At 70.1% G+C, this 24,449-nt stretch carries 23 protein-coding genes; 12 read left to right on the top strand and 11 right to left on the bottom strand.

All coding sequences use genetic code 11. The annotated features are described in order from the left end of the window. The first annotated feature begins 76 nt into the window (after positions 1-76). Positions 77-706, top strand: coding sequence for a TrmH family RNA methyltransferase (locus ACH3VR_RS12205; protein WP_397556582.1), 630 nt, complete (start codon positions 77-79; stop codon positions 704-706). 6 nt (positions 707-712) lie between these two features. On the opposite strand, the gene ACH3VR_RS12210 is transcribed toward ACH3VR_RS12205, so the two are convergent. Continuing rightward, positions 713-925, bottom strand: a complete 213-nt coding sequence (locus ACH3VR_RS12210) for a hypothetical protein (RefSeq protein WP_397556583.1) — start codon at positions 923-925, stop codon at positions 713-715. Between the two features lie 120 nt (positions 926-1,045). Next, positions 1,046-2,365, bottom strand: a complete 1,320-nt coding sequence (locus ACH3VR_RS12215; protein WP_397556584.1) for an MATE family efflux transporter — start codon at positions 2,363-2,365, stop codon at positions 1,046-1,048. A 148-nt stretch (positions 2,366-2,513) separates the two neighbouring features. On the opposite strand from ACH3VR_RS12215, the gene ACH3VR_RS12220 reads away from it, so the two are divergent. Both ACH3VR_RS12220 and ACH3VR_RS12225 read left to right on the top strand, forming a co-directional pair. After that, positions 2,514-4,541 (top strand): M13 family metallopeptidase, encoded by a 2,028-nt coding sequence (locus tag ACH3VR_RS12220; RefSeq protein WP_397556585.1) that lies wholly within the window; start codon positions 2,514-2,516, stop codon positions 4,539-4,541. Between the two features lie 101 nt (positions 4,542-4,642). After that, entirely contained in the window at positions 4,643-5,563 is a 921-nt protein-coding gene (locus tag ACH3VR_RS12225; protein ID WP_397556586.1) for a serine hydrolase, read from the top strand. Positions 5,564-5,571: 8 nt separating this feature from the next. On the opposite strand, the gene ACH3VR_RS12230 is transcribed toward ACH3VR_RS12225, so the two are convergent. From ACH3VR_RS12230 to ACH3VR_RS12260, 7 genes are all read right to left on the bottom strand, one after another. After that, positions 5,572-6,072, bottom strand: a complete 501-nt coding sequence (locus ACH3VR_RS12230; protein ID WP_397556587.1) for a hypothetical protein — start codon at positions 6,070-6,072, stop codon at positions 5,572-5,574. Between the two features lie 38 nt (positions 6,073-6,110). Then, positions 6,111-6,623, bottom strand: a complete 513-nt coding sequence (locus ACH3VR_RS12235) for a hypothetical protein (RefSeq protein ID WP_397556588.1) — start codon at positions 6,621-6,623, stop codon at positions 6,111-6,113. Beyond that, a complete protein-coding gene (locus tag ACH3VR_RS12240; RefSeq protein WP_397556589.1) occupies positions 6,620-7,201 on the bottom strand; it encodes a PadR family transcriptional regulator in 582 nt (193 codons plus the stop codon). The genes ACH3VR_RS12235 and ACH3VR_RS12240 overlap by 4 nt, the downstream gene beginning before the upstream one ends. 131 nt (positions 7,202-7,332) lie before the next feature. After that, the gene (gene ligM, locus ACH3VR_RS12245) at positions 7,333-8,742 is read right to left on the bottom strand and encodes a vanillate/3-O-methylgallate O-demethylase (RefSeq protein WP_397556590.1); all 1,410 of its coding nucleotides are present in this window, start codon (positions 8,740-8,742) and stop codon (positions 7,333-7,335) included. A gap of 61 nt (positions 8,743-8,803) precedes the next feature. Continuing rightward, positions 8,804-9,679 carry a formyltetrahydrofolate deformylase gene (purU, locus tag ACH3VR_RS12250; protein WP_397556591.1) on the bottom strand — a complete coding sequence of 292 codons (876 nt, stop codon included), beginning with the start codon at positions 9,677-9,679 and terminating at the stop codon, positions 8,804-8,806. Between the two features lie 13 nt (positions 9,680-9,692). Then, positions 9,693-10,514: a methylenetetrahydrofolate reductase gene (locus ACH3VR_RS12255; protein ID WP_397556977.1), complete on the bottom strand. Its 822-nt coding sequence runs from the start codon at positions 10,512-10,514 to the stop codon at positions 9,693-9,695. Between the two features lie 243 nt (positions 10,515-10,757). Continuing rightward, positions 10,758-11,312, bottom strand: a complete 555-nt coding sequence (locus ACH3VR_RS12260) for a MarR family winged helix-turn-helix transcriptional regulator (protein WP_397556592.1) — start codon at positions 11,310-11,312, stop codon at positions 10,758-10,760. A gap of 95 nt (positions 11,313-11,407) precedes the next feature. On the opposite strand from ACH3VR_RS12260, the gene ACH3VR_RS12265 reads away from it, so the two are divergent. Genes ACH3VR_RS12265 through ACH3VR_RS12275 form a run of 3 tightly spaced genes read left to right on the top strand, consistent with a single transcriptional unit; the run spans position 11,408 to position 15,378 of the window. Continuing rightward, the gene (locus ACH3VR_RS12265; protein ID WP_397556593.1) at positions 11,408-12,613 is read left to right on the top strand and encodes a cytochrome P450; all 1,206 of its coding nucleotides are present in this window, start codon (positions 11,408-11,410) and stop codon (positions 12,611-12,613) included. Continuing rightward, positions 12,610-14,436 carry a dihydroxyacetone kinase family protein gene (locus tag ACH3VR_RS12270; RefSeq protein ID WP_397556594.1) on the top strand — a complete coding sequence of 609 codons (1,827 nt, stop codon included), beginning with the start codon at positions 12,610-12,612 and terminating at the stop codon, positions 14,434-14,436. The genes ACH3VR_RS12265 and ACH3VR_RS12270 overlap by 4 nt, the downstream gene beginning before the upstream one ends. Positions 14,437-14,439: 3 nt before the next feature. Next, positions 14,440-15,378, top strand: coding sequence for a PDR/VanB family oxidoreductase (locus ACH3VR_RS12275; protein ID WP_397556595.1), 939 nt, complete (start codon positions 14,440-14,442; stop codon positions 15,376-15,378). Positions 15,379-15,486: 108 nt separating this feature from the next. Here ACH3VR_RS12275 and ACH3VR_RS12280 read toward each other — a convergent pair whose 3' ends face one another. Together ACH3VR_RS12280 and ACH3VR_RS12285 are read right to left on the bottom strand one after the other, a co-directional pair. Then, a complete protein-coding gene (locus ACH3VR_RS12280; RefSeq protein WP_397556596.1) occupies positions 15,487-16,026 on the bottom strand; it encodes a MarR family winged helix-turn-helix transcriptional regulator in 540 nt (179 codons plus the stop codon). Positions 16,027-16,132: 106 nt separating this feature from the next. Then, positions 16,133-17,629, bottom strand: a complete 1,497-nt coding sequence (locus ACH3VR_RS12285; protein WP_397556597.1) for an aldehyde dehydrogenase family protein — start codon at positions 17,627-17,629, stop codon at positions 16,133-16,135. A 204-nt stretch (positions 17,630-17,833) separates the two neighbouring features. Here ACH3VR_RS12285 and ACH3VR_RS12290 point away from each other — a divergent pair, with 204 nt between their 5' ends. From ACH3VR_RS12290 to ACH3VR_RS12315, 6 genes are all read left to right on the top strand, one after another. Then, positions 17,834-18,724: a transketolase gene (locus tag ACH3VR_RS12290; protein ID WP_397556598.1), complete on the top strand. Its 891-nt coding sequence runs from the start codon at positions 17,834-17,836 to the stop codon at positions 18,722-18,724. Further along, on the top strand, positions 18,724-19,689 hold the full coding sequence (locus ACH3VR_RS12295; RefSeq protein ID WP_397556599.1) for a transketolase family protein: 966 nt from the start codon (positions 18,724-18,726) through the stop codon (positions 19,687-19,689). The genes ACH3VR_RS12290 and ACH3VR_RS12295 overlap by 1 nt, the downstream gene beginning before the upstream one ends. 11 nt (positions 19,690-19,700) lie before the next feature. Then, entirely contained in the window at positions 19,701-20,765 is a 1,065-nt protein-coding gene (locus ACH3VR_RS12300) for a zinc-dependent alcohol dehydrogenase (RefSeq protein ID WP_397556600.1), read from the top strand. Continuing rightward, positions 20,762-22,288 (top strand): sugar ABC transporter ATP-binding protein, encoded by a 1,527-nt coding sequence (locus tag ACH3VR_RS12305; protein ID WP_397556601.1) that lies wholly within the window; start codon positions 20,762-20,764, stop codon positions 22,286-22,288. Before ACH3VR_RS12300 ends, ACH3VR_RS12305 begins: the two co-directional genes overlap by 4 nt. Next, entirely contained in the window at positions 22,285-23,289 is a 1,005-nt protein-coding gene (locus tag ACH3VR_RS12310) for an ABC transporter permease (RefSeq protein ID WP_397556602.1), read from the top strand. Before ACH3VR_RS12305 ends, ACH3VR_RS12310 begins: the two co-directional genes overlap by 4 nt. 102 nt (positions 23,290-23,391) lie before the next feature. Then, positions 23,392-24,381 (top strand): sugar ABC transporter substrate-binding protein, encoded by a 990-nt coding sequence (locus tag ACH3VR_RS12315; protein ID WP_397556603.1) that lies wholly within the window; start codon positions 23,392-23,394, stop codon positions 24,379-24,381. The last annotated feature ends 68 nt before the right edge of the window (positions 24,382-24,449 follow it).

Raw genomic sequence — 24,449 nt, forward strand, 5'->3', positions numbered from 1 at the left:
GGCGGCGACTGAGACCCTCGGCCTCGACCCGGGCCCGCGACCTCGACTCGGCGGGCTCGGCGGCTAGCCTGAGGCGGTGACCGAGGAGCAGGACGCCCACGCCGAGCCGAAGCTGCCCGTCGGGGTCGGACCCTGGCCCGGAGAGTGGCCCGACGACCCGCGCTACGACCCGGAGCTCCTCGCGCAGGGCGACACCCGCAACGTCGTCGACGCGTACCGGTACTGGTCGATGGATGCGATCGTCGCCGATCTCGACGGGAGGCGGCATGCGTTCCACGTCGCGATCGAGAACTGGCAGCACGACATGAACATCGGCTCGATCGTGCGGTCGGCCAACGCGTTCCTCGCCGCCGAGGTGCACATCATCGGCAAGCGGCGGTGGAACCGCCGGGGCGCGATGGTCACCGACCGGTACCAGCATGTGCGGCACCACGAGGACGTCGCGGCATTCGCCGCGTGGGCATCCGCGGCATCGCTGCCTGTGCTGGCGATCGACAACGTCGAGGGCTCCGTGGCGCTCGATGAGGCCGAGATGCCCGAGCGCTGCGTGCTGCTGTTCGGGCAGGAGGGGCCGGGCCTGTCGCCCGAGGCGCTCGCCGCGGCATCCGGGACCATCGAGATCACGCAGTACGGCTCGACGCGCTCGATCAACGCGAGTGCCGCCGCCGCCGTCGTGATGTACGAGTGGTGCCGCCGCTGGGCCTAGGAGCCGTCAGTCGCGGTCGATTCCGAAGATGTGGCGCATGAGCGCCTGCACATCGCGATCGAGGGCGTCGATCCGGGTGTGGATGCCGCGGACCTCGGACCGCAGGCCGCCGATCTCGCTGCGGACGACTTGGACGAAGAGCGTCGAGACGATCGTCAGCATTCCGAACATGAGCGCCGTGAACACACCGATCAGCGTCCACACCTGGGGTTCGGTCACGGTCAGCACTCCTTCATCATGGCCCGAGCCCTTCACGTTGTCACCAGAGCGGTCCAGAGCGGGCTGATTGAGTGCGTCGGTGGAGAAGCCACCATCCTGCTCGGCCTGGGGAGGACCCCATCAGGCGCCGGCGGTCATCCAGGCGGCGCCGCGCACGCGCCAGCCGAGCGTGCCCAGCCGCGCGAGCATGTAGACGCCGAAGAACGCGACCGCCAGCCATGCGAGGCCGGCCGCGCCCGAAGGCTGCAGCCACGCGAGCACGGCGAGGAACGGGAGGAACGGGACGAGGTTGATGCCGCCCGCGATCGCGAGGTACCGGCCGTCACCCGCGCCGATCAGCACGCCGTCGAGCACGAACACGACGCCGCAGACCGGCTGGGCGACCGCGAGCACGATGAGGGCGGGCTGCACGAGGGCCGCGATCTCGGCGCTCCCCGTGAACAGCAGGCCGATGACGCCCGAGAGCAGGCCGATGACGGCGCCGACCACGACACCGAACCACACGCCCCACGCGACCGTCCGGCCCAGCACGCGATGCACGAGCCGGTCGTCGTCGGCGCCGAGGCCCTTGCCGATGAGCGCCTGCGCCGCGATCGCCAGGGCGTCCAGGGCGAAGGCGGCGGTCGAGAAGATCGTGAAGGCGACCTGCCACCCCGCGAGCTCGTCCGTGCCGAGCGCCGTCGCGACGACGACCGTCGCGAGCAGCGCGACACGAAGCGACACCGTGCGCAGGAACAGCCAGCCCCCGGACCGCGCCGACCCGCGCACGCCCTCGCGATGCGGGCGGACGGATGCCTCGTGCCGGCGCGCGAGCCGCCCCACGACGACGACGTACGCGCCCACCATGCCCCACTGCGCCACGACGGTGCCGGCGGCCGAGCCCGCGATGCCCCAGCCGAGGCCGTAGATGAAGGCCCAGTTCAGGAGGGCGTTCGCGGCGAATCCGAGGCCTGCGATCCACAGCGGCGTCACGGTGTCCTGCAGGCCGCGGAGGAGTCCCGTCGCGGCGAACACGACGAGCATGGCGGGAAGGCCCCACATCGAGATGCCGAGATACGTCACGGCCTCGGCGGCGACGCCGGGGGTCGCGCCGAAGAGCCCCACGAGGAACGGCGTCGCGACGAATCCGGCGAGGGCGAGGATCGCGCCGAGGCCGAGCGCGAGCCACATGCCGTCGATGCCGACCGAGACGGCCTTCGTGGGGTCGCCCGCGCCGAAGCGGCGTGCGACGGCCGGAGTCGTCGAGTAGGCGAGGAACACCATGAGCCCGACGATCGTCTGGAGCACGGCCGAGGCGATGCCGAGGCCCGCGAGCGGCTCGACGCCGAGGTGCCCGACGAGGGCCGAATCGACGATGAGGAAGAGCGGTTCGGCGATGAGCGCGCCCAGCGCCGGCACCGCGAGCCGCAGGATGTCGCGGTTCAGCGTGTCGGGGGCCACCCTCCGAGCCTACGGGGGGCGCGGCGGCGGGTACGTCGGAGAGTCGCGTCGGCGTCGGAGGATTCCCGCCGAATCGTCCGACGATCGTGATCCGCTCCGACGGGGGGCATCCGGGTTCCCGTGTCGGCGGACGGCATATCCTGGTCGAATGACCGAGACCCCCCGATCCGGTCTCACGCTCGATGAACTGAGCCCTGAGATCCGCCCGCAGGACGACCTCTTCCGACACGTCAACGGCGCGTGGCTCGCGCGCACCGAGATCCCGGACGACAAGGCGCGCTGGGGGTCCTTCCACCTCATCGCGGAGCAGGCCGAGAAAGACGTCCGCGCCATCGTCGAGGAGTCGCAGCAGGCCGAGCCCGGCAGTGAGGCCCGGAAGATCGGCGACCTCTACTCGAGCTTCATGGACACCGAGCGCATCGCCGAGGCCGGTGCCGCGCCGCTGGCCGATCGCCTGGCGAAGGTCGACGCGATCTCGTCGATCGCCGACCTGCTGCACACCGTCGGCGAGTTCGAGCGTGACGGGCTGGGCGGCATGATCACGCTGTACGTCGAGCCCGACCCCGGCAATCCGACGCGCTACCTGCCGTTCCTCGTGCAGGGCGGCCTGTCGCTGCCCGACGAGTCGTACTACCGCCTCGAGAACTTCGGCGAGACCCGCATCGCGTTCCGCGAGCACATCGAGCGGATGCTGGAGCTCGGCGGCATCGCGGAGCCCGCGGCGTCCGCCGATCGCATCACGACGCTCGAGACCGAGCTCGCGACGCACCACTGGGACAACGTGCGCAGTCGCGACGCCGTTGCGACCTACAACCTCAAGACGTGGGCCGAGGTCCAGGAGCTCGTGGGCGTCGACCTGCAGCCGTGGCTCGACGGCGTCGCGCCGGGGCATCCCGATGCCTTCGCCGAGGTCGTGGTCTACCAGCCGAGCTTCCTCGAGGGGCTCGGGGCGCTGCTCGTGGAGGACCGCCTCGACGACTGGAAGGCGTGGCTGCGGTTCTCGGTCGTGCACGCCGCGGCGCCGTTCCTCACCGACGCGTTCGTCGACGAGAACTTCGCGTTCTACGGCACGCAGCTCACCGGCGTTCCGGTGATCCGCGAGCGCTGGAAGCGGGGCGTCGGCCTCGCGGAGGCCGCGATGGGCGAGGCCATCGGCAAGGTCTACGTCGAGCGCCATTTCCCGCCGGCGGCCAAAGAGGCGATGGACGAGCTCGTCGCGAACCTCATCGAGGCGTACCGCCGCTCGATCGCCGACCTGGAGTGGATGAGCCCCGAGACCCGCGAGCGCGCGCTCGCCAAGCTCGACGCCTTCACGCCCAAGATCGGCTACCCGGTCAAGTGGAAGGACTACTCGGGCCTCGAGATCGACCCCGCCGACCTCGTCGGCAACGTGGGCCGCTCGCATGTGCTCGAGCACGAGCGCCAGCTCGACAAGGTGGGCAAGCCCATCGACCGCGACGAGTGGTACATGACGCCGCAGACCGTCAACGCGTACTACAACCCGCTCATGAACGAGATCGTGTTCCCGGCGGCGATCCTGCAGCACCCGTTCTTCGAGGCGGATCGCGACGCCGCGGCCAACTACGGCGGCATCGGCGCCGTCATCGGGCACGAGATCGGCCACGGCTTCGACGACCAGGGCAGCCGCTTCGACGGCGACGGGTCGCTGCGCGACTGGTGGACCGATGAGGACCGGTCCGCCTTCGAGGAGCGCACGAAGAGCCTCATCGATCAGTACAGCGCGCTCACCCCGCTGGGCCTGTCCGACGAGTACAAGGTGAACGGGGCGCTCACGATCGGCGAGAACATCGGCGACCTCGGGGGCCTCGGCATCGCGCTCAAGGCGTACGAGCTCTCGCTCGGCGACGGCAGCGGCGACGGCAGCGGCGACGGCAGCCGCGAGGGAGACGGCGACGGCGATGGGGACGCGGCAGGCGCGCCCGAGATCGACGGGTTCACCGGCATCCAGCGCCTCTTCCTGAGCTGGGCGCAGATCTGGCAGCAGAAGGGCCGGGATGCCGAGACCATCCGCCTGCTGACGATCGACCCGCACTCGCCCAACGAGTTCCGCTGCAATCAGATCGTCCGCAACATCGGCGCGTTCTACGATGCCTTCGGCGTCACCGATGCGGACGGCCTCTGGCTTCCGGAGGAACAGCGCGTCACGATCTGGTGACACATGCACGGCGCCGCCCGGGTACCCGGTCGGGCGGCGCATGATGACGCAGTACCCGTTTCAGCACCCCACCCCCGAACATCCCGAAAGGAAGTGCCCTCGTGGGCACCTCGCCTGAACCCGAGCGAGCCACCGACTCGTTCCGGGAGTTGCGTCGCAGCAACCGCCGACTGCCCCGCCGGGCTGCCGTCGGGCGGCGATCCTTCGTATCCACGCTCAAGTCGCTCGACCAGCTCGCCGGCTTCGGCGCGCGCATCTCGGTGCGCGTCAACGACCTCGACCGCGGCACGGCGGTGCTCGTGGGCGACGACTTCGTCACGCTCCCCGTCGCCGGTCTCGGCGTCGTGCCGCTGCTCATCGAGGTGGCCGCAGGCTTCGAGGCGGGCACGCTCGACCCGCTCGAGATCGTCGAGCGGTCCTCGACCGATCCCGTCACAGTGGGCGGCGTCTGGCAGCACCTCAAGGCGCCGGCCCTTCCGCTGTCCGACCTCGCGGTGCTCACCGCGGCGACGGGCGACGCGACGGCGGCGAACCTCCTGATCGCCCGCGTCGGGCTCGAGGCCGTGCGCGCGCGCATCGAGCGCCTCGGCCTCTCGCAGGCGGCGCTGCTCGACCGCTTCCGCGACGAGCGCGGACCCGACGACGCGCCGCACGTCGCGCTGGGGTCGGCTCGCGAGCTCGCCGAGGTGTTCGCGGCGCTCGTCAACGCGCAGGCGGTCTCGCCGGGGGTCAGCGCTCAGGTCGCGGAGTGGCTGAGCCTCAACCACGACCTCTCGCTCGTGGCATCCGCGACGGGCCTCGACCCCTTCTCGCACGAGAACGACGAGCACGGGCTGCTCTTCATCAACAAGACGGGTCGGGATGCCGGCATCCGCGTCGAAGCGGGCGTCATAGCCGGACCGCGGGCCGGCGTGTCGTACGCGCTCATCGTGTGCTTCGACGACCTCTCGATCATGCACCGGCTGCGCGTGCACGATGCGTTCCGCACGCTGGGCGTCGACCTGATGGAGTACGTGTTCTGACGCGGACCTCACCCGGCTGTGCAGGGTGACGACGACGTCATCGTGAGCCTGACGCCCTCATCTTCCTCCTCGGCGACGACGTTGACGAGGGAGAGGTCCAATCCGGCGAGCGTGATCTGCTGCATGGTGCCGGTGGCGAGATTCTGCGTGCGGACCCGCCATCCGTCGGCGGCGGGGAAGCTCTCCCGGAGCGTCGTCGGCCAGGCGAGCTGGTCGAACGCGTCATCGAGGACGAGCACGCGCCGGAGCTCCACGAGTGACACTCCGGTGTCGGCGGGGCACAGACCTTCGTGCGAGGACTGCTCGTCGGAGGAGATGAGCTCAGCCGGCAGCGTCGCGACGACGTCGTCCATGTGAGAGGTGAGCACGTGCAACGCGTCGTCGGATGTGCTCGGCCGCTGATCCGGGAGGAGGAGCCACACGATCGGGACGGCGAGCAGCAACACGAGGCATGCGACGACGAAGGCGATCGTCCCCCTCTTGACCCTCTTGCGGCGAGGCGAGGTCATGCCCCAGAGTACGCCCGGCCGGCGAGGCCGATCCAGGGCTACTCAGGAGCGTGCAGGCACGGCGAGCGCGAGATCAGCGTGAACTCGGTGCCGCCCTCCGTCTCGGCCGATTGCACGCTGACGAAGGAGGAGTCCGGCGCGACGAGCGACACGCGGAGGGCACCGTCGGAGTCGAGTGTTCGCCGGCTCAACCGCCAATCCTCGAACCGCCGGTCGAGCTCGTGGAGCCATCCGGCCTTGTCGAACGCCGGATCGACGACGACGACGCGCTGGATCTGGACGACCTCGTCCTCGGGGTTGCCCGGGCAGGCCTCCTCGGTCGCCGACTCCTGCTCGTCCGAGCGCACGAGCTGCGCCGGAAGCGTCGCGACGATCGCATCGAGGTGATCCGAGGCCTCGGTGCGGGCGTCGGCGACGGACTGGGCGCCGGCGAAGGGCAGGACGAACGCGGCAACGGGCACGCTGATGAGCAGGACCGAGAAGCACACGAGGAGGACGATCGTCGCCTTGTTCCCCTCCACCCAGTACCGCCCGGGCACGCGGGGGCTCACGGGTACAGGCGATCGACCAGGGACAGGCCGCGACGCGCCCACTCGATCTCGCCGCGCGCGCGCTCGACGAGCCCCTCGTAGGCGAAGCGCTTGTAGGCGATCGTGCGCTCGCGCTCGGCCTCGGGAGTCACCGAGAGGCGGCGCGTCAGCATGGGGTTGGACAGCGCCTCGATGTGCGCGAGCTCACCCTCCCACTGGGCGAGCTCACCCTCCCACTCGACGATGTGGGCTTCGAGGAACCGTCGCGCGCTGTCGGGCGTCGCCGCCTCGAGGTAGGCGGCGCGCAGGTGCGCGGGGTCGCGCACGCGCTGGTAGTCGAGGGGAGCGGCCATCCAGTCGAGGAAAGCCTGTTCGCCGGCATCCGTCACGTGATACAGGCGGCGCGTGCCGCGCACGCCGCGGGTCTGCTCCTCCGCCTCGATCAGGCCGTCGCTCTCCATCTTGCGCAGTTCGGGGTAGATCTGCGAGTCGGGGGCATGCCAGACGTGCCCCACCGACTGGTGGAACTGCTTCTGCAGGTCGTAGCCCGACAGCGGCCCGACCCGCAGGATCGCCAGCAGTGCGTATCTGAGACTCATGTGCCCCCTTCGTCCCACGAGCGTACCGACCCCCCAACGCAGTGAGCCTCCACTGGGCCGCCGAGAACGCGGGTGTCACCCACGTTCTCGGCGGTCAGATGGAGGCTCACCGACTTCGGTGCTGAATGAGGTCAGGCGGGCTGGTACTGCGTGCGCCAGCCGCCGTGGTACGTCGAGCGGGCGACCGTCGAGTAGGGCACGGGGGAGACGACGGCGCGCACCTCGAGCTGGCGGTGCGGCTCGACGGAGGCCTTCTTGCTGCCGCCGTTGGGCTCGCCCCAGACGACCGTGATCTCGGCGCCCTCGGGCACCTCGGGGTCGACGGTCGCGAGCGACAGGGCGCGCTTCTCGTTGGCGCTGTAGCCCGTGAACATCGAGTAGCCCACGACGTTGCCGTCGGCATCCTGAACGGCGTCGTAGTTCGCCGAGCCGTAGTTCGCGAGCGGGAGGTCGAAGAACTTGTAGCTCTCGTTCTCGGTGTCGAAGAGCGACGCGAAGATCTTCGTGACGTCCTCGGCGTTCCACGCGAGCGTGACCTTCTTGCGCTGCGACGCGGGGTCGACGGCCTCGAGGGCGTCGCGGCCGATGAAGTCGTGGTCGAACTTCACGAACGAGCCGTAGCCGAGCTCCCACGGCGTGAGGTAGTAGTCCTCGATGTCGTCCGACACGAAGGAGCCGGCGAGCGTGCCGGTCGCCTCGTAGCTGTCGGCGGGCAGCCACTCGCGGTAGCCGCGCTCCTCGGCGCCCGTGTAGATGGCGGGGAGCGGCGAGGGGATCCAGCCCGACTCGAGCGTGTTCGACGGGTAGGCGCGCGATCCGACCGGGACGAGCCCGAACTCGGCGCCGGCCTCGACGATGATGTCGCGGACGCGGTGGTGGTCGGCGTAGGGGCCCCAGATCTCGAGGCCCGGCGCACCGGCCATGCCGTGACGGAGCGTGCGGACGTTCGCGCCGCCGATCTGCATCTCGGCCATGCTGAAGAAGCGCAGCTGCTCGAGCGGGCCGCCGTTGAGCTTCTCGATGACGTTCCACGCGGCGGGGCCCTGGATCTGGAAGCGGTAGTAGCGGCGGCCGACGGCGTCGCCGTAGGGGCGCGAGGGGGAGCGGCGGTCGACCTCGATGTCGAGGTTCTGGTAACCGCCCTTCTCGCCGTGGTACAGCAGCCAGTTGGAGGCGGGGGCGCGTCCGACGTAGACGTACTCGTCCTCGGCCTCGTGGAACAGGATGCCGTCGCCGATGACGTGGCCCGACGCGGTCGTCGGCACGTACTGCTTGGCGCGGTTGACGGGGAAGGTCGAGACCGAGTTGATCGCCGTGTCGGAGATCAGCTTGATCGCGTCGGACCCGCGGAGGAACACGTTGTCCATGTGGTGCGACTGGTCGTACAGGACGGCGGTGTCGCGCCAGGCCTTCTGCTCCTTGATCCAGTTCTGGAAGTCCGCCGGCACGACGGGATAGATGTAGGAGCCGATCTGGGAGTTGCGCAGCAGCTCGACCGCGCTTCCCTTCTCGTCGAGCAGCTCTTGCAGATTGCTGGCCACGGGATGAACCTCTCTGTTCTTACGAGGATGCCTCGGGCGAGGCATCCGGTCTGTGCGTCTTCTAGGCGAAGACGATGGTGTGGTTGCCGTGTCGGATGACGCGGTCTTCGGCGTGCCACTGCACGGCGCGGGAGAGCACGGCGCGCTCGACGTAGGCGCCGCGGGCCTGCAGGTCGGCGGCGGTGTGCGCGTGCGTGACGCGGGCGACGTCCTGCTCGATGATCGGGCCCTCGTCGAGGTCCTTCGTGACGTAGTGGCTGGTCGCGCCGATGAGCTTGACGCCCCGCTCCCACGCCTTGCGGTAGGGGGCGGCGCCGATGAAGGCGGGCAGGAACGAGTGGTGGATGTTGATGACGGGCACGCCGACCTTCTCCAGGAACGAGTCGGAGAGGATCTGCATGTAGCGGGCCAGCACGACGAAGTCGACGTTGCCGGCGAGCAGCTCGACGATGCGCGCCTCGGCGGCCGACTTGTCGGGCCCCTGCGAGGGCACGTGGAAGAAGGGGATGCCGAACGAGCGGACGTCCTCGGCCGTGTTGGTGTGGTTGGAGATGACCATCGGGATCGTGACGGGCAGCTCGCCCCGGCGGTGCCGCCACAGCAGCTCGAGCAGGCAGTGGTCGCTCGTCGAAGCGAGGATCGCCATGCGCTTGGGGATCGACTGATCCGTCAGCCGATGCTCCATGCCGTACGGCTTGAGCGTCTTGGCGACATCGTCCTGGATGTCGGGCAGCGCCGCCTGCAGGTCGGGACGGTGGAACACGACGCGCTGGAAGAAGTCGCCGCCCTCGGGGTCGGACGAGTACTGGTCGAGCGAGACGATGTTGCCCTTGTTGCGCGTGATGAGCGCCGTGACGGCGGCGACGAGGCCTGCCTGGTCGGGGCCGTGCACGGTCAGGCACGCGTGGTCGCGGAGGGACTCGGTGTGCAGGGTCATGGGTCGGTGCTCCCTAGGACTGGGCGGCGCTGAATTCGCGCGCCCATTCCGAGGTCGCCAGCAGCCCGCCGAACGTGTAGAAGTGCAGTTTGACACCTCCAGCAATGGTCCCTGAGCCTGTCGAAGGGTCTGCGAGCAGGGTCGACAGGTCGGTGACGAACCGGTCGGGTCCGGCGGTTCCCATGAGGTTCGTGAGCGAGAAGCCGTACTTCTTCACGATCATGGCGTTCGCGCCGATGCCGAAGCGGCGGGCGAAGCCGAGGAGCCGCTTGATGCCGGCGGGGCCGGGGGTGCCGATGCGGATCTGGCTGTCGATGCCGCGGTCGCGGACGTTCTTGATCCAGGCCAGGACGGGGTCGGTGTCGAACGCGAACTGCGTGAGGATGACGGCATCCAGCCCCTGCTCCTTGAGCGAGGCGGACTTGTCCTCCAGGTGCCGCCAGAGCACGTCTTCCTTGATGTCGGGGTGGCCCTCGGGGTACCCGGCGATGGAGACCTCGCGGACGCCGTACTTCTGCAGCAGGCCCGTCTGGATGACCGCGAGCGACGAGTCGTAGGGGCCCTCGGGCGTGGTCGGGTCGCCGCCGACCGAGAACACGTGCTCGGTCGCGCCGACCTCCTGGAGGCGTCCGAGGAACTCCTCGAGCTGGGCCTGCGACTGGAGGCGCCGGGCCGAGATGTGCGGCACCGGCACGAAGCCGGCGTCCTTCACTGCCTTCGCGGCGGCGACGCGCATGTCGAGGTCTTCGTTGCCGAGGAAGGTGACGTTGATCTTCGTCCCGAGGGGGATCGCGTGGCCGGCCTCTTCCAGACCGGGGACGTCTTTGCCCGTCATCTCGAGGGAGAAGTCGCGAACGAGTTCGCGAGCCGCCTGGCGGTTCGGTGCGGGAGTCGTACGTGCCACGGGTATCGAGGTCCTTTCCTCTTCGCGGGCGACTTCGCACCGCGGTGTCTGTCAGATTACCTATCGACATAGGTAATGGCAATAGGGAAATGATCCGCAGTCGCCGAGGACATCCTGAGCGTCGCGTCGACGCGGTATCGCGCGGGTTCCGATGAACGGATGCCGCGCGGGATGTCAGGCCGCGGGGTCGCCGGTCGAGCCGTCGGCGACCTGCACTTCGAAGGCCTGCAGAGCGGGCGCGGAGCCGAGCATGCGCACGAGCAGGGCATTGAGCTGTTCGATCTCCGCGGCCGTGAGGTCGGTGTGCAGGATGCGCTCGCGTTCGAGCGCGAGGGGGAGCAGGTCGTCGTGCATGCGGGCGCCCTCGTCGGTGAGGTAGAGATGGCGCGATCCGCGACGTCCGTCGAGCTGGGCGATGAGCTGCCGGGCGAGGAGGGTGTTGACGCTCTTCGAAGCGATCGACTTGTTCATGCCGAGCACGTCGCACAGGTCGCTCGCCGTCGATCCCGGGAAGTTGCCGAGCGCGCTGATGACGCGCCACTCGTTCGTGCCGACGTCGTGGAGCTGGTGGAAGACCCGAGAGCCGCCCCAGACGAGAAGGTTGTTGAGCAGTCCGATGAGGGCCGGCGTGTAGGTGTCGCGATCGATCGTGCGGGGCAGCCGCTCGGTCTGCAGCCCCGCCTGGACGGCACGCGCGACGACGTCGTCGGGCGCGGCGGGAGTCGACATGCTCGCAGTCTACGCGGCATCCAGAATCTGTTTGCACTTGAACTGGTTTAAAAGTAATCTAAATGTGCTCAGCGAAGAGGCGGGAGATCAGGGCCATGGTGCAGGCGACGATCCGGGACGGTGCGCCGTCCCTCGACATCGATCCGTTCTCGGCGGAGGGACTCGACGATCCGCACGCGATCGACGCCGCGATCCGCGACGCGGGACCGATCGTCCGGCTCGAGAAGTACGACGTGTGGTTCACGGGCCGCTACGACGTCGCCGAGCGCGTCTTCCGCGACTACGAGACCTTCGAGTCGTCGTCCGGCACGGGCATGTGGAACGTCAAGCGCGCCGAGAACTGGCGCAAGCCCAGCGTCATCCTGGAGAACGACCCGCCCGGCCACACGAAGTACCGCCGCATCATGGCGTCGATCCTCAGCCAGCGCGTCGTGCGCCGGCTCACCGAGACGTTCCAGGCGCGGGCCGACGAGCTCGTCGACGAGGTCGTCTCGTCCGCCGAGTTCGACGCCGCCACGGCGCTCGCCGAGGCCTATCCCCTGAGCGTCCTCCCCGCCGCCGTCGGCGTGCAGCCGGAGGGCGTCAAGTACCTCCTGCCCTACTCCAACCTCAACTTCCAGGCGATGGGCCCGCGCAACGAGCTGTATGAGCGCGCGCTCGCCGCCGCCGAGGAGGCGAGCGCCTACGTCGCGTGGCAGATGCGCCGCGACGCCCTCGAGGAGGGCGGGCTCGGCCACACGATCTACGCGTACGTCGACGACGGCGAGATCAGCGAAGAGGATGCCGGCATGCTCGTGCGCACCTTCCTCTCGGCGGGCGTCGACACGACGATCTTCGGCATCCAGTTCGCCCTCCTCGCCCTCGCGCAGGATCCCGCATCGTGGTCGCTGCTGCGCGACGACCCGGGCCTGGCCCGCACGGCCTTCGAGGAGGCGCTGCGCTGGAACGCGCCGAGCCCCTTCATCGGCCGCACGACGGCCCGCGAGACCGAGATCGACGGCGTGCGGCTCGAGGCGGGGGAGAAGGTCGTCATGGACCTCGCAGCCGCCAACCGCGACCCCCAGCGGTGGGACCGCCCGGAGGTCTACGACCTGTCGCGCGACACGAGCGGGCACCTCGCCTTCGGCACCGGCATCCACGGCTGCGTCGGCCAGATGATGGCGCGGATGGAGGCGACGTGCCTCCTGTCGGCCCTCGCCCGCCGGGTCCAGACCATCGAGCTCACCGCCGAGCCGGTGCGCTTCCACTCCAACTGGCTCCGGGGATTCGAGAGCCTCCCCGTGAAGGTGACGCTGCGATGACCGCGAAGAAGATCATCAACGACCCGCGCGACGTCGTCGAGGAGTACATCCTGGGCCTTGTGCGCGGCACCGAGCACCTCGCGCGGCTGGACGGCTGGCCCGTCATCGTGCGGGCGTCGGCGAAGTCGCCGGACCGCGTCGCGATCGTGTCGGGCGGCGGCTCGGGTCACGAGCCCGCGCACGCCGGCTATGTCGGATCCGGGATGCTGGATGCCGCCGTGCTGGGCCCCGTGTTCACGTCGCCGTCGGTCGACGCCGTGTACGCGGCGATCCGCGCCGTCGCGACGGACGCCGGCGTGCTGCTCGTCGTCAAGAACTACACGGGCGACCGGCTCAACTTCGGCCTCGCCGCCGAGATGGCCCGGGCCGACGGCATCCGCGTCGCGACCCTCGTCGTCGCCGACGACGCGGCGCTCGGGGACAGCTCGCGCGCCGGGCGTCGCGGCCTCACGGCGACGGTGCTGGTGCACAAGATCGCCGGCGCCGCCGCCGACGCCGGGCGGAGCCTCGACGACATCGTCGCGCTCGCGGACCGGTTCCTCGCCGGCGCCGCGACCATGGGCGTCGCGCTCGGCCCATGCTCCGTGCCCGGCGCCGCCGCCGCGAACTTCGACCTCCAGGGCGACGAGGTCGAGTGGGGGCTCGGCATCCACGGCGAGGCCGGCAGCGAGCGCGGGACGCTCGCAACGAGCCGGCAGATCGCCGAGACGCTCGTGGGCCGCGTCGTCGACGACCTCGCGCTCGCCGAGGGCGAGGAGGTCGTCGCCCTCGTCAACTCGCTCGGAGCGACGCCCGACCTCGAGCTGCGCATCCTGCACGGCGACGTGCTGACCGCCCTCGCCGAGCGCGGCATCCCCGTGCGGATGACCTGGGCGGGCCCGTTCCTCACGTCGCTCGAGATGCCCGGGGCCTCGGTCACGCTCGCGCGGGTCGACCACGAGCTGCTCGGCCTCCTCGGGGCCGAGGCGCGTGTGCTGGCCTTCCCGCGCGCGACGGCGCCGCACGACCCGCAGCGCGAGCTCGTCGTCGCCTCGCCGCACGCCTTCGCGCCGCGACTGGGCGCCGCATCGTCCGACGGTGCCGCCGAGCGCGTGCACGCCGCGGTCGGCGCCGTCGCCCGCGCCGTGGTCGCCGCCGAGCCCGAGCTCACGGGGCTCGACCGGCGGGTAGGCGACGGCGATCTCGGACTCAATCTCGCCCGCGGCGCGGAGGCGCTGCTGACTGCGGACCTCGCGGCACACGCCGGCGCCGCCGAGTACCTCGCGGCGGTGTCCGACATCGTGCGGCGCGAGGTCGGCGGCACGTCGGGGCCGCTGTACAGCATCCTGCTCCTGAGCATCGCCGAGCGGCTCTCCGCCGACGCGGCCGGTGCCGAGCCGTCGACGTCGCAGTGGGCCGACGCGGTCGCCGCGGGCGTCGCGCGCATCCGGCAGGTGGGCGGCGCCGCACCCGGCGACAGCACCATGATCGACGCGCTGCAGCCCGCCGCCGACGCGCTCTGCACGGTCGGCCACCTGGACGCGGCGGCCGCCGCGGCGCGCGCGGGCGCGGAGGCGACAGCCGGGCTGCGCCCCTCTCTCGGCCGCAGCAGCTACCTCGGCGACTGCGCCGTCGGAGTCCCCGATCCCGGCGCGGTCGCCGAGGCAGCTGCTGCGGCCGAGAGAGGGACGCAGCCCGGCTGTCGCCTCCGCGCCCGCGCGCGCCGCGGCGGCCGCCGTGTCCAGGTCGGCGGCCGCGCCGTCGGAGTCCCCGATCCCGGCGCGGTCGCCGTTGCGATCATGCTCGAGACGCTCGCTGTGGCGCTCGCCCCCGTGGAGGGCTGAGGGATGCTGACGCTCCAGGTCGCCGCGCGCATCGACGAGGCCCAGGGCATCGCGGGACTCGTGCTGACCGACCCCCAGGGACTGCCGCTGCCGCGGTGGGAGCCGGGCGCGCACATCGACGTGCACATCGACCGACCCGGCGACGCCGCGCTCGTGCGGCAGTACTCGCTGTGCGGCGACCCCGGCGACGAGGCCGCGTACCGCATCGCCGTGCTGCGCGAGGAGGACGGGGACGGCAGCATCCACATCCACGACCGGGTGCGGCAGGGGCAGCTCGTACGGGTATCGGAGCCCCGTTCGCTGTTCCGCTACGCTGTGCGCCCGCGCATGGTGTTCGTCGCGGGCGGGATCGGCATCACGCCGCTGCTGCCGATGATCGCCGCGGCCGACGCCGCCGGCAGCGACTGGGAGCTGCACTACGCAGGGCGGGAGCCCGAGGGCATGGCGTTCGGCGGGCATCTCGAGCAGTACGGCGACCGCGTGCGGGTGTACGTCGGATCGCAGGGGCAGCGGATGGCGGTGCCGCGGATCGTCGCGGGCGCCGGCGACGCCGTGATCTATGCGTGCGGCCCGTCGCGCCTCCTCGACGCGCTCGAGGCGGAGGCCGAGTCGGCGGGGGTCGAGCTCGTGGTCGAGCGGTTCGTCAACGACGCCGTCGTCACGAGCGAGGACGACCATCCGTTCGAGGTCGAGCTGTCGGTGACGGGCAGGACGATCACGGTGAACCCCGGCGAGTCGATCCTCGACAAGGTCGTGGCCGCCGGCATCCCCGCTCCCTCGTCGTGCCGCGGCGGCACGTGCGGCACGTGCGAGACGTTCGTACTGGAAGGGCAGCCCGATCACCGCGACGCCGTGCTCAACGCGCGCGAGCGCGAGGAGAGCGAGGTCATGATGATCTGCGTCTCGCGCTGCCGGGGCGATCGCCTCGTGCTGGAGCTGTGAGCGAGCGCTCCATTTCGAGGGGTCCGCCGAGGCAGGGGATTCTCGTCGAGACCGAGGGCGCGGCGCTGCGTCTCGCCGAGATGACTCGGGTTCGGCGAAACGGGCGACTCAGTCCTCGGAAGCGGCTGCCACGCCCGCCTCGCTCTCGAGCGTCTGCAGCTCGCGCGTCTCGTCGAGCATGCGGCGCAGCAGGTCGTTGAGCCGCTCGATCTCGATGGGGCTGAAGTGCGCGAGCACGATCTCCTGTCCGCGCATCGAGATGGGCAGCATGAGGTCGTGCATCTCGGCGCCCGCGCGGGTGAGGTACATCGGGCGCGATCCGCGCGGACCGTCCAGGAGCACGATCAGCCCGCGGCCGGCGAGAGCGCTCACGCTCTTGGAGACGACGGCCTTGTTGACGCCGATGAACTCCGAGACATCGGTCGCGGCGAGTCCCGGGCGGAAGGCCAGCGCCGAGATGACGCGCCAGTCGTTCGTGCCGAGGCCGTAGCGGCGGCGAAGCTCGTGCGACTCGCGCCACACGAGGGCGTTGGAGAGCAGGGCGAGCAGACGCGGAGTGAAGTTCTCAGGGTCGATGATGTCGCGCAGGGGCTCCGTGATGATCTCATCGGCGGGCTGATCGTCTCGTGACGGATCGTAGGTCGCCATGCCTGCTCCTTTCGGACTGCGTCGTCGCGATCCCGCTGGCTGGGATCGAGTGTGTCAGACGTCGCGGGATCCGGCCCCGTGGCGGGGCCGGATCCCACAACCGGGTTCAGTGCGCCATGGCGGCGAGGGCGTCGGGGTCGATGGTGGCGATGGAGCGGGTGTCTTGGAAGGCGCGGATGCCTTCGATGCCTTGTTCGCGGCCGATGCCGGATTGCTTCATGCCGCCGAACGGGGCGCGCAGGTCGCAGCGGTTGGCGCCGTGGTCGTTGATCCAGACGTAGCCGCACACGAGCTGGGAGCCGACGCGCTGGGCGGCTTCGGGGTCGGCGGTCCAGACCGAGCCGCCGAGGCCCGCCCAGGTGTCGTTGGCGGCGGCGACGGCTTCCTGTTCGGTGTCGAACGGGATGATCGGGATGACGGGGCCGAACTGTTCCTGCGTGACGATCCGCAGGCTCGGGTCGGGGTCGATGACGATCGCGGGGCGGATGAAGTTGCCGCCTTCGAGGTCGCCGCCGGGGAGGGTGCCGAATTCGCGGACGTCGGCGCCGGCGTCCTTGGCTTCCTGGATGATGTCGGCCACGAACGCCTTCTGGACGGGGGAGTGCAGCGGGCCCATCGTGGTGCCCTCGTCCAGCCCGTAGCCGAGCACGGTGTTCTGCAGGCGCGCCGACAGGCCGGCGACGATCTCGTCGAGGCGGGAGCGGTGTGCGTAGACGCGTTTGGCGTTCATGCAGATCTGCCCGGTGGTGTCGTAGATCGCGCCGAACAGGCGGTCCAGGTGCGCGTCGTCGATGACCGCGTCCTGAAGGAACACCGCCGCGTCGTTGCCGCCCAGTTCGAGCGTGACCCGGGTCAGCGAGGTGGAGGCCATCTGCATGATCCGCTTCCCGCCGCCCACGCTGCCGGTGAAGCAGACCTTCGCGATGTCGGTGTTCTGGATCAGCCCGGCCATGTCCTCGTCGCGGCCCGTCACGACGTTCAGCACGCCGGCGGGGAGCTTCTCGGCGACCCGCTGGGTGAGCCGCGCCGTGGCCAGCGGGGCCGACGGGGGCGCCTTGACGATGACGGTGTTCCCGGCCAGCAGGGCGTGCGGGAGCGAGGCGGCGAGGATCGCGATGGGCCAGTTGAACGGCACGATGATCGACACCACGCCCAGCGACTGATGGGTCACCTCGGTGGTCATGGGGATCGCGCCGGGCACGACGGGCAGGGTCTTGCCGGTGTCCACCTCGTCGGCCAGCATCAGGGCGAGGTTCCAGCGCAGCTCGAACACCAGCGCGTCCACCCACGCCTCGAACCGGACCTTGCCGTTCTCCTGCGACAGGATCGCCGCGTCCGTGTCCCGGTCCTCGTCGATCCCCGCGATCGCGTCGGCCATCTTCGCGGCACGCTCCCGCGGGCTCAGCGCCGACCACCCAGGGTAGGCCGCCTTCGCCGCGGCGACCGCGTCCGCCACATCCCCGGGCGTGGCGGCGGCCGCCTCACCCACGATGACGCCCTTCTTGCCCGGGTCGGCGACCCGCAGCACGTCCTGCGTGAACCGCTCCTCGCCCCCGATGAACAAGCCCGTGCGGACCCCTACCGCCGTCGTGATGTCCGACATCCTCTTCCACCTCTCTGTGTTCCGAGCGCGCGATGCAGTCGTTGCATCACACGTCAACAAGTTTAGGTGCATTCATGTTTACTTGTAAATGAGTTCGTGCTAGCTTCGCCCTCGTCGCCCACACCGAAGCCGGCGACAGCAACCCGAGAGTCGATGTGGATTCGCGCAAGCCGTCCGCGTCACTCGCTCGACGAGGAGGATGCGATGGGTCGGAAGTGGATCGCCGCGACCGAGGAGCGGCACAGCGTGGAGGAGCTCGAGGAGCTGTCCTTCGAGCTGCGGCAGAAGCTGCTGGAGCTGTGCGGAACGTACGAGGGGGCCGTGCACATCGGCGGCGACCTGTCGGCCGCCGACATCTTCACGGCCCTGTTCCACTACGGCCTGAACGTCGACCCGACCGACATCGGCAATCCCGAGCGCGACCGGTTCGTGCTGTCGAAGGGCCACGCCGCCGTCTGCATGTACATCGCGATGGCGATGCGCGGCTTCTTCTCCTACCAGGGCATCGTCGACACCTACGGTCAGCTCGACAGCGCCTACGGCATGCACCCGTGCAAGGTGCAGCTGCCCGGTGTCGAGGCATCCACCGGCTCTCTCGGCCACGGTCTTCCGCTGGCCGTCGGCATGGCGCTGAGCGCCCGCCACCGCGGCGATGAGCACCGCGTCTTCACGCTGCTCGGCGACGGCGAGACGGGTGAAGGCTCGGTGTGGGAGGCCGTCATGGCCGCCCGCAGTAACAAGCTCGGCAACCTCGTCGCCTTCGTCGACCGCAACCGTCAGCTCATGACGAGCTTCGCCGAGGAGCGCGTCGCCTTCGAGCCCTACCCCGACAAGTGGCGCGCCTTCGGCTGGAACGTGGTGCACATCGACGGCCACGACATGGGCGAGCTCGTCGCGGCGCTCGACGCACTCCCCGAGCCTGACAGCGAGACCCCGACCGTCATCATCGCCGAGACGGTGAAGGGCAAGGGCGTCGACTTCATGGAGCGCAACCTCGCCTGGCACGCCGGATCGCTCGGCGCAGCCGACCTCGAACGCGCCCTCGCGGCGCTCAACGCCTCGCGTGAGGCCACCCGTGAGAAGGAGACCGTCTGATGCCCGTGACCTTCACCTTCGGTGAGATGCTGTCGGCCCGATCGGTGATCGGGTCCACCCTCGCCGAGCTCGGCGACGAGTACCCCAACCTGTGGGTGCTGACCCCCGACATCGGGGCGACGCTCGTCGAGTTCCGCGACAAGTTCCCGGAGCGCTTCCTCGACGTGGGCCTGGCCGAGCAGGCGTGCGTCGGCATCTCGGCGGGCCTCGCGTACGACGGGAACATCCCGGTCGTGTCCGGGATGCTGCCCTTCCTCTCGATGCGCGCGCTCGAGCAGGTGCGCACCGACGTCTGCTACCCGAACCTCCCCGTCAAGATCATCGGCACGCACGGCGGCCTCGTCGGCAACGGCGGCTCGACGCACTATGCGGTCGAGGACCTCGCCCTCATGTGCGCCCTCACCAACATGACGGTGACGTCGATCGGCGACCCGCTCATGGTCGGCGAGATCATCCGCCAGTCGATGACGATGCAGGGCCCCATCTACATCCGCCTGGCGGTCGGCAAGAAGGACATGGTGCTCTACGAGCCCGGCGAGCACGACATCCGCATCGGCAAGGGGATCGTCGCCCGCCAGGGGACGGATGCCACGATCTTCACGCACGGCACGACGGTCGCGCAGGCGATCCAGGCCGCCGACGACCTCGCACAGGACGGCCACTCGGTCCGCGTCGTCGACATGTTCACGCTCAAGCCGATCGACGACGAGCTCATCGCGCAGTGCGCGGCCGAGACCGGCGGACGATTCGTCGTGCTCGAGGACCACCTCTCCTACGGCGGCCTCGCGACGCGCATCGCCGACGTCGTCGCCGACCGCGGCATCCACCTCACGTCGTTCGAGCGGCTCGGCATCCCGCAGGTGTACGCCGGCTTCGGCGAGGACGAGCAGCTGCGTGACAAGCACGGCTACGGCCTGTCGGCGACGGTCGCCGCGGTGCGCCGCGCGATCGCCGCGGTGCGCTGAGGAGCCCGGGCATGAGGACCGTAGCCGTCACCAAGATCGGGAGTCTCCGCGACCCCGACGACGACACCCGCGGCCGTATCGGCGTCGTCGACTTCCCCGAGCAGGAGCTCGGAGCGGAGGACGTGCGCATCCGCGTCGCGTACTCGGCCATCTGCGGGTCGGACCCGCACCTGGCCGAGGGGTTCTTCGGCACCGATGTGCCGATCGGCCTGGGGCACGAGCTGTCGGGCGTCGTCGAGGCGCTCGGCGAGCGCGCGCACCGCAACGGGCTGCAGGTCGGCGACCGCGTCGCGGGAAACTTCCTGCGCTTCTGCGGCACATGCCGTCCCTGCCAGGAGGGCCGCCAGCAGTTCTGCGAGCACATCCAGGACTACAACCGTCCCGGCATGGCCGAGACCGTCACGTGGCACGAATCGCAGGTCTACAAGCTGCCCGACGACGTGTCGCTCCTGAAGGGATGCCTCCTGGAGCCCACCTCGGTGGCCGTGCGCATCGCCGACAAGACGAACATCAAGGTCGGCGACCGCGTGCTCGTGTGCGGCGGCGGACCCATCGGGCAGCTCGTGCTGCAGGTGCTCAAGATACACGGCGCGACCTCGCTGACCATGGTGGAGCCGATCGCGGAGCGCCGCGAGATGGCGCTCCGTCACGGCGCCCAGCACGTCATCGACCCCCTGAACGAGGACCAGAACGCGCGCGCGGCCGAGATCACCGGCGGTCGCGGCTACGACGTCGTGGTGGATGCCTCCGGCTCCGTCCACGCCGTCGCGGGCCTCCTCGACCTCGCCGCCAAGGGGGCGACCATCGTCTACGGCGCGATGTACCCCGAGCACTTCGCGCTGCCGCTCAACCTCTCGGGCTACCTCTACCTCAAGGAGCTCACGCTCACGGGCGTCTTCGTCTCGCCGTACGCGTTCCCGCGCGCCCTGCAGATCCTGCCGCACCTCGACGTCGACGAGCTCACCCGGGCGATCTTCCCGCTCGAAGACGCCGTCGAAGCCTTCGCGGCCCACGTCTCGGGGCAGCATCCCAAGGTCGTCATCCGCTGCAACGACCTCGAGGAGGAAGCGGCATGACCATCGTGCAGACGGCCCTCGACGAGCGGCCCGCCGCGCTCGAGGCGATCGACATCGTGAAGAGCTTCGACGGCGTGCACGCCCTGCGCGGCGTGACCTTCGACGTGCGGCCCGGCGAGATCCATGCGCTCCTCGGCGAGAACGGCGCCGGCAAGTCGACGCTCATCAAGGTCGTGACGGGCCTCTACGCCCCCGACTCGGGCCGCATCCGGCGAGGCGGCGAGGACCACCAGTTCTCGAGCGTGCGCGATGCGCGTCGCGCGGGCGTGGTCGCGCTCTACCAGGAGCTCTCGGTCGTGCCGACGATCAGCGTCGCCGAGAACATCCTGCTCGGCGAGCACATGCCCACGCGGGCGGGCGTCGTCGACGGGCGGGCGCTCGTGAAGACCGCGAAGGCGCAGCTCGAGCGACTCCACCAGAAGATCCCGACGCGCAAGCTCGGCATGGACCTGTCGCCCGTGCAGCAGACGATGGTCTCGCTCGCCCGGGCCCTCGCCGCCGACGCCCGCGTGCTCATCCTCGACGAGCCGACGGCATCCCTCACCGACACCGAGATCCGCGACATGTTCGAGGTGCTGCGGTCGCTGCGCGACGAAGGCGTCGCGATCGTCTACGTCTCGCACCGGCTCGAGGAGGTCTTCGAGCTCTGCGACCGCCTCACGATCATGCGCAACGGCCAGACGATCATCACGAAGGACGTCGCCGACACGAACATCGACGAGGTCATCTCGACGATGGTCGGCCGTGCCCCCGAGTCGCTCTACCCCGATCGCGGCACGGCGACGACCGACGTCGTCCTCGACGTCGCGAACCTCGACGGGCGTCGCGTCAAAGACGTTTCCTTCACCGCCTACGCGGGCGAAGTGCTCGGCATCGGCGGCCTCGCCGGGTCGGGCCGCAGCGAGCTGCTGCGTATTCTCGCGGGAGCCCAGCGCCACCGCGGCGGTGTCATCACGATCGGCGGCGAGACGCTGCCGGCCCGGCCCGCCGTGGGCCGCGTGCTCGACGCGGGCATCGCGCTCGTGCCCGAGGAGAGGCGCAGCCAGGGCGTCATGCTCGGTGCCTCGATCCAGGACAACATCGCCCTCGCGAACATCGCCTCGGTGAGCCGCGGCGGTCTCGTGTCGGGCGGACAGATCGCCAAGATCGCCAAGCGCGGCATGGCCGACCTCCAGATCAAGGCGCGCAGCACCCGCCAGCCTGTGGGCGAGCTGTCCGGCGGAAACCAGCAGAAGGTCGTGCTCGCGAAGATGCTCGCACGCCGGCCCAAGGTGCTCCTCATGGACGAGCCCACGCGCGGCATCGATGTCGGCACGAAAGCCGAGATCTACCGCCTCATCCGCGAACTGGCGGCGGGCGGCACTGCCGTCATCGCCGTCAGCTCCGAGCTGCCCGAGCTGATCGGGATGAGCGACCGGATCCTCATCATGCACGAGGGTGCGGTCTCGGGTGTCGTCCCCGCCGAAGGCGCCGACGACGAGCTTCTTCTCTCCTACGCCTACGGAAGGTCGGAACGGTCATGACCAGCCAGAAAGAATCCACCACGACGACGTCGACGGCGACGATCGTCGCCCAGCAGTCCCGGACGGCGGGGCGCCTGCTCCTGTCGGGCGGCACGGTCGTCGCGCTGATCCTCCTCGTCGCGTTCTTCTTCGCGATGCGGCCCGACACATTCCTCTCGTTCGTGAACGTGCGGAACATCCTCTACCAAGTGTCGATCCTCGCGATCATCGCCGGTGCGCAGACCATCGTCATGGTCGTGGGCGACTTCGACCTGTCGGTGGGCGCGACCTCGTCGCTCGCGGGCTCGGTCGCGGCGGCGCTCATGATCGCCGACGACCCGACGTCGGTGCCGGTCGCGATCCTCGCGGGTCTCGGCGTCGGCCTCCTCGTCGGCCTCATCAACGGCGTGCTGATCGCGTACCTCAACCTCTCGGCGTTCGTCGCGACGCTCGCGACGATGACCTCGGTCGTGGGCCTCGCGTACCTCGTGACCGCGGGCACGACGCTGTTCGGCATGCCCGACTCGTTCACGCAGCTGGGACAGGGACGCTTCCTCAACATCCCGCTGCCCGTGTACTTCGCGATCGTGATCTCGCTCGTCATCTGGGCGATGCTGCGGTTCACGACGGTCGGCCGCCGCTGGCACGCGATCGGCGGCAACGTCGAGGTCGCCCGCCTCTCCGGCGTCAACGTGCGCTTCGCGCGGCTGCTCGCCTTCACGCTGGCCGGCTTCGTGTCGGCGATCGGCGGCATCCTGCTGGCGGCCCGGCTCGGCAGCGCGAGCGCCGAGCAGGGCGGCGACAACATGATGTTCTCGGTCGCGGCGGTCTTCCTCGGCATGACCGTCATCCGCTCCGGCGCCGCCAACCTCGGCGGCACGATGATCGGCGTGGCGATCATCGGCGTCATGAGCAACGGCCTGAACATCCTCGGCGTCAACGCCTACATCCAGCAGGTCGTCACGGGAATCATCATCATCGCCGCCGTGACGCTGTCGTCGCTGCGCCATCGCGAGCGCTAGCCGCTCTCCTCGTCCGCGGGCACCCGGCCCGCGGGCACACGTCGCGCGGGCGCCCGGCCCGCGTGTCCATCCAGGTACGTCAACCACACAAAGGAGTAACTCGTGCGTACACGTTTCAAGGCGATCGCGGCCCTCGGTGTCGCAGCGGCACTGGCCCTCACCGGCTGCTCGTCTGGCGGCGACTCGGCCGGCGCGGGCGGCGGCGACGCACCCTTCAAGGTCATCGCGTTCACGTCGGGCAACCAGACGCCGGTCGGCGCCTGGTGGGTCAAGGCCGTCACCGAGAAGGCGAAGGAGGAGGGCTGGGATCTCACGATGATCCAGGGCGACTTCGACTTCCAGAAGATGAACCCCGCCGTGGAGAGCGCGATCGGCCAGGGCGCCGACGTCATCCTCGACGGCTTCACCGACGCCGCTTCGATCGGCTCGATCGTCACGGCGGCCAAGGACGCCGAGATCCCGATCTTCGCGATGGATGCCGTGACCGAGGAGAATCCCGCCTTCGTCACGAACATCACCACCGACCAGCAGCAGATCGTCGACAAGACGGTCGGCGCGATCGGCGACTCGATCGGCGGCCTCGACGGCAAGACCGTCATGGTGATCGGCCACGACCCGCACGCCGGCATCCGCCTGCGCTCGAACCTCGCGGTCGATGCCTTCGAGAAGGCCGGCGCAACGGTCGTCGGGGGCGAGCCGCAGCAGGTGACCAACCCCGCGACCGGACGCACCGAGGCGCTCAACCTCGTCGCCGACTACCTTTCCGCGAACCCCAATGGCCTCGACGCCGTGTGGGCAGGCTGGGACGACGCGGGCCTGGGTGCCGCGCAGGCACTGGGCGAGGCCGGCTCCGACGCCAAGGTCACGGGTGTCGACGCCCTCAGCGAGACGCTCGCGGCGATCCAGAAGGACGGCAACTTCCTCGCGACGATCGAGCAGCCGTGGCCCAGCATCCTCGACCTGCTCGTCAAGGACGTGCAGGCGTACCAGGCCGACGGGACGCTGCCGAAGGACAAGTTCGTCGCCGTCGACGTGACTCTCGTCAACAAGGACAACGCGGCGACCATCACCCCGTCGGACAAGCTCGGCTGACCGACATCCACTCGCGGGGGCGGCCCGGCCATCGGGCCGCCCCCGCGCCCACCCCTCCCCACGAAAGA

Source organism: Microbacterium alkaliflavum, from assembly GCF_044325405.1.
Classification (GTDB): Bacteria; Actinomycetota; Actinomycetes; order Actinomycetales; family Microbacteriaceae; genus Microbacterium; species Microbacterium alkaliflavum.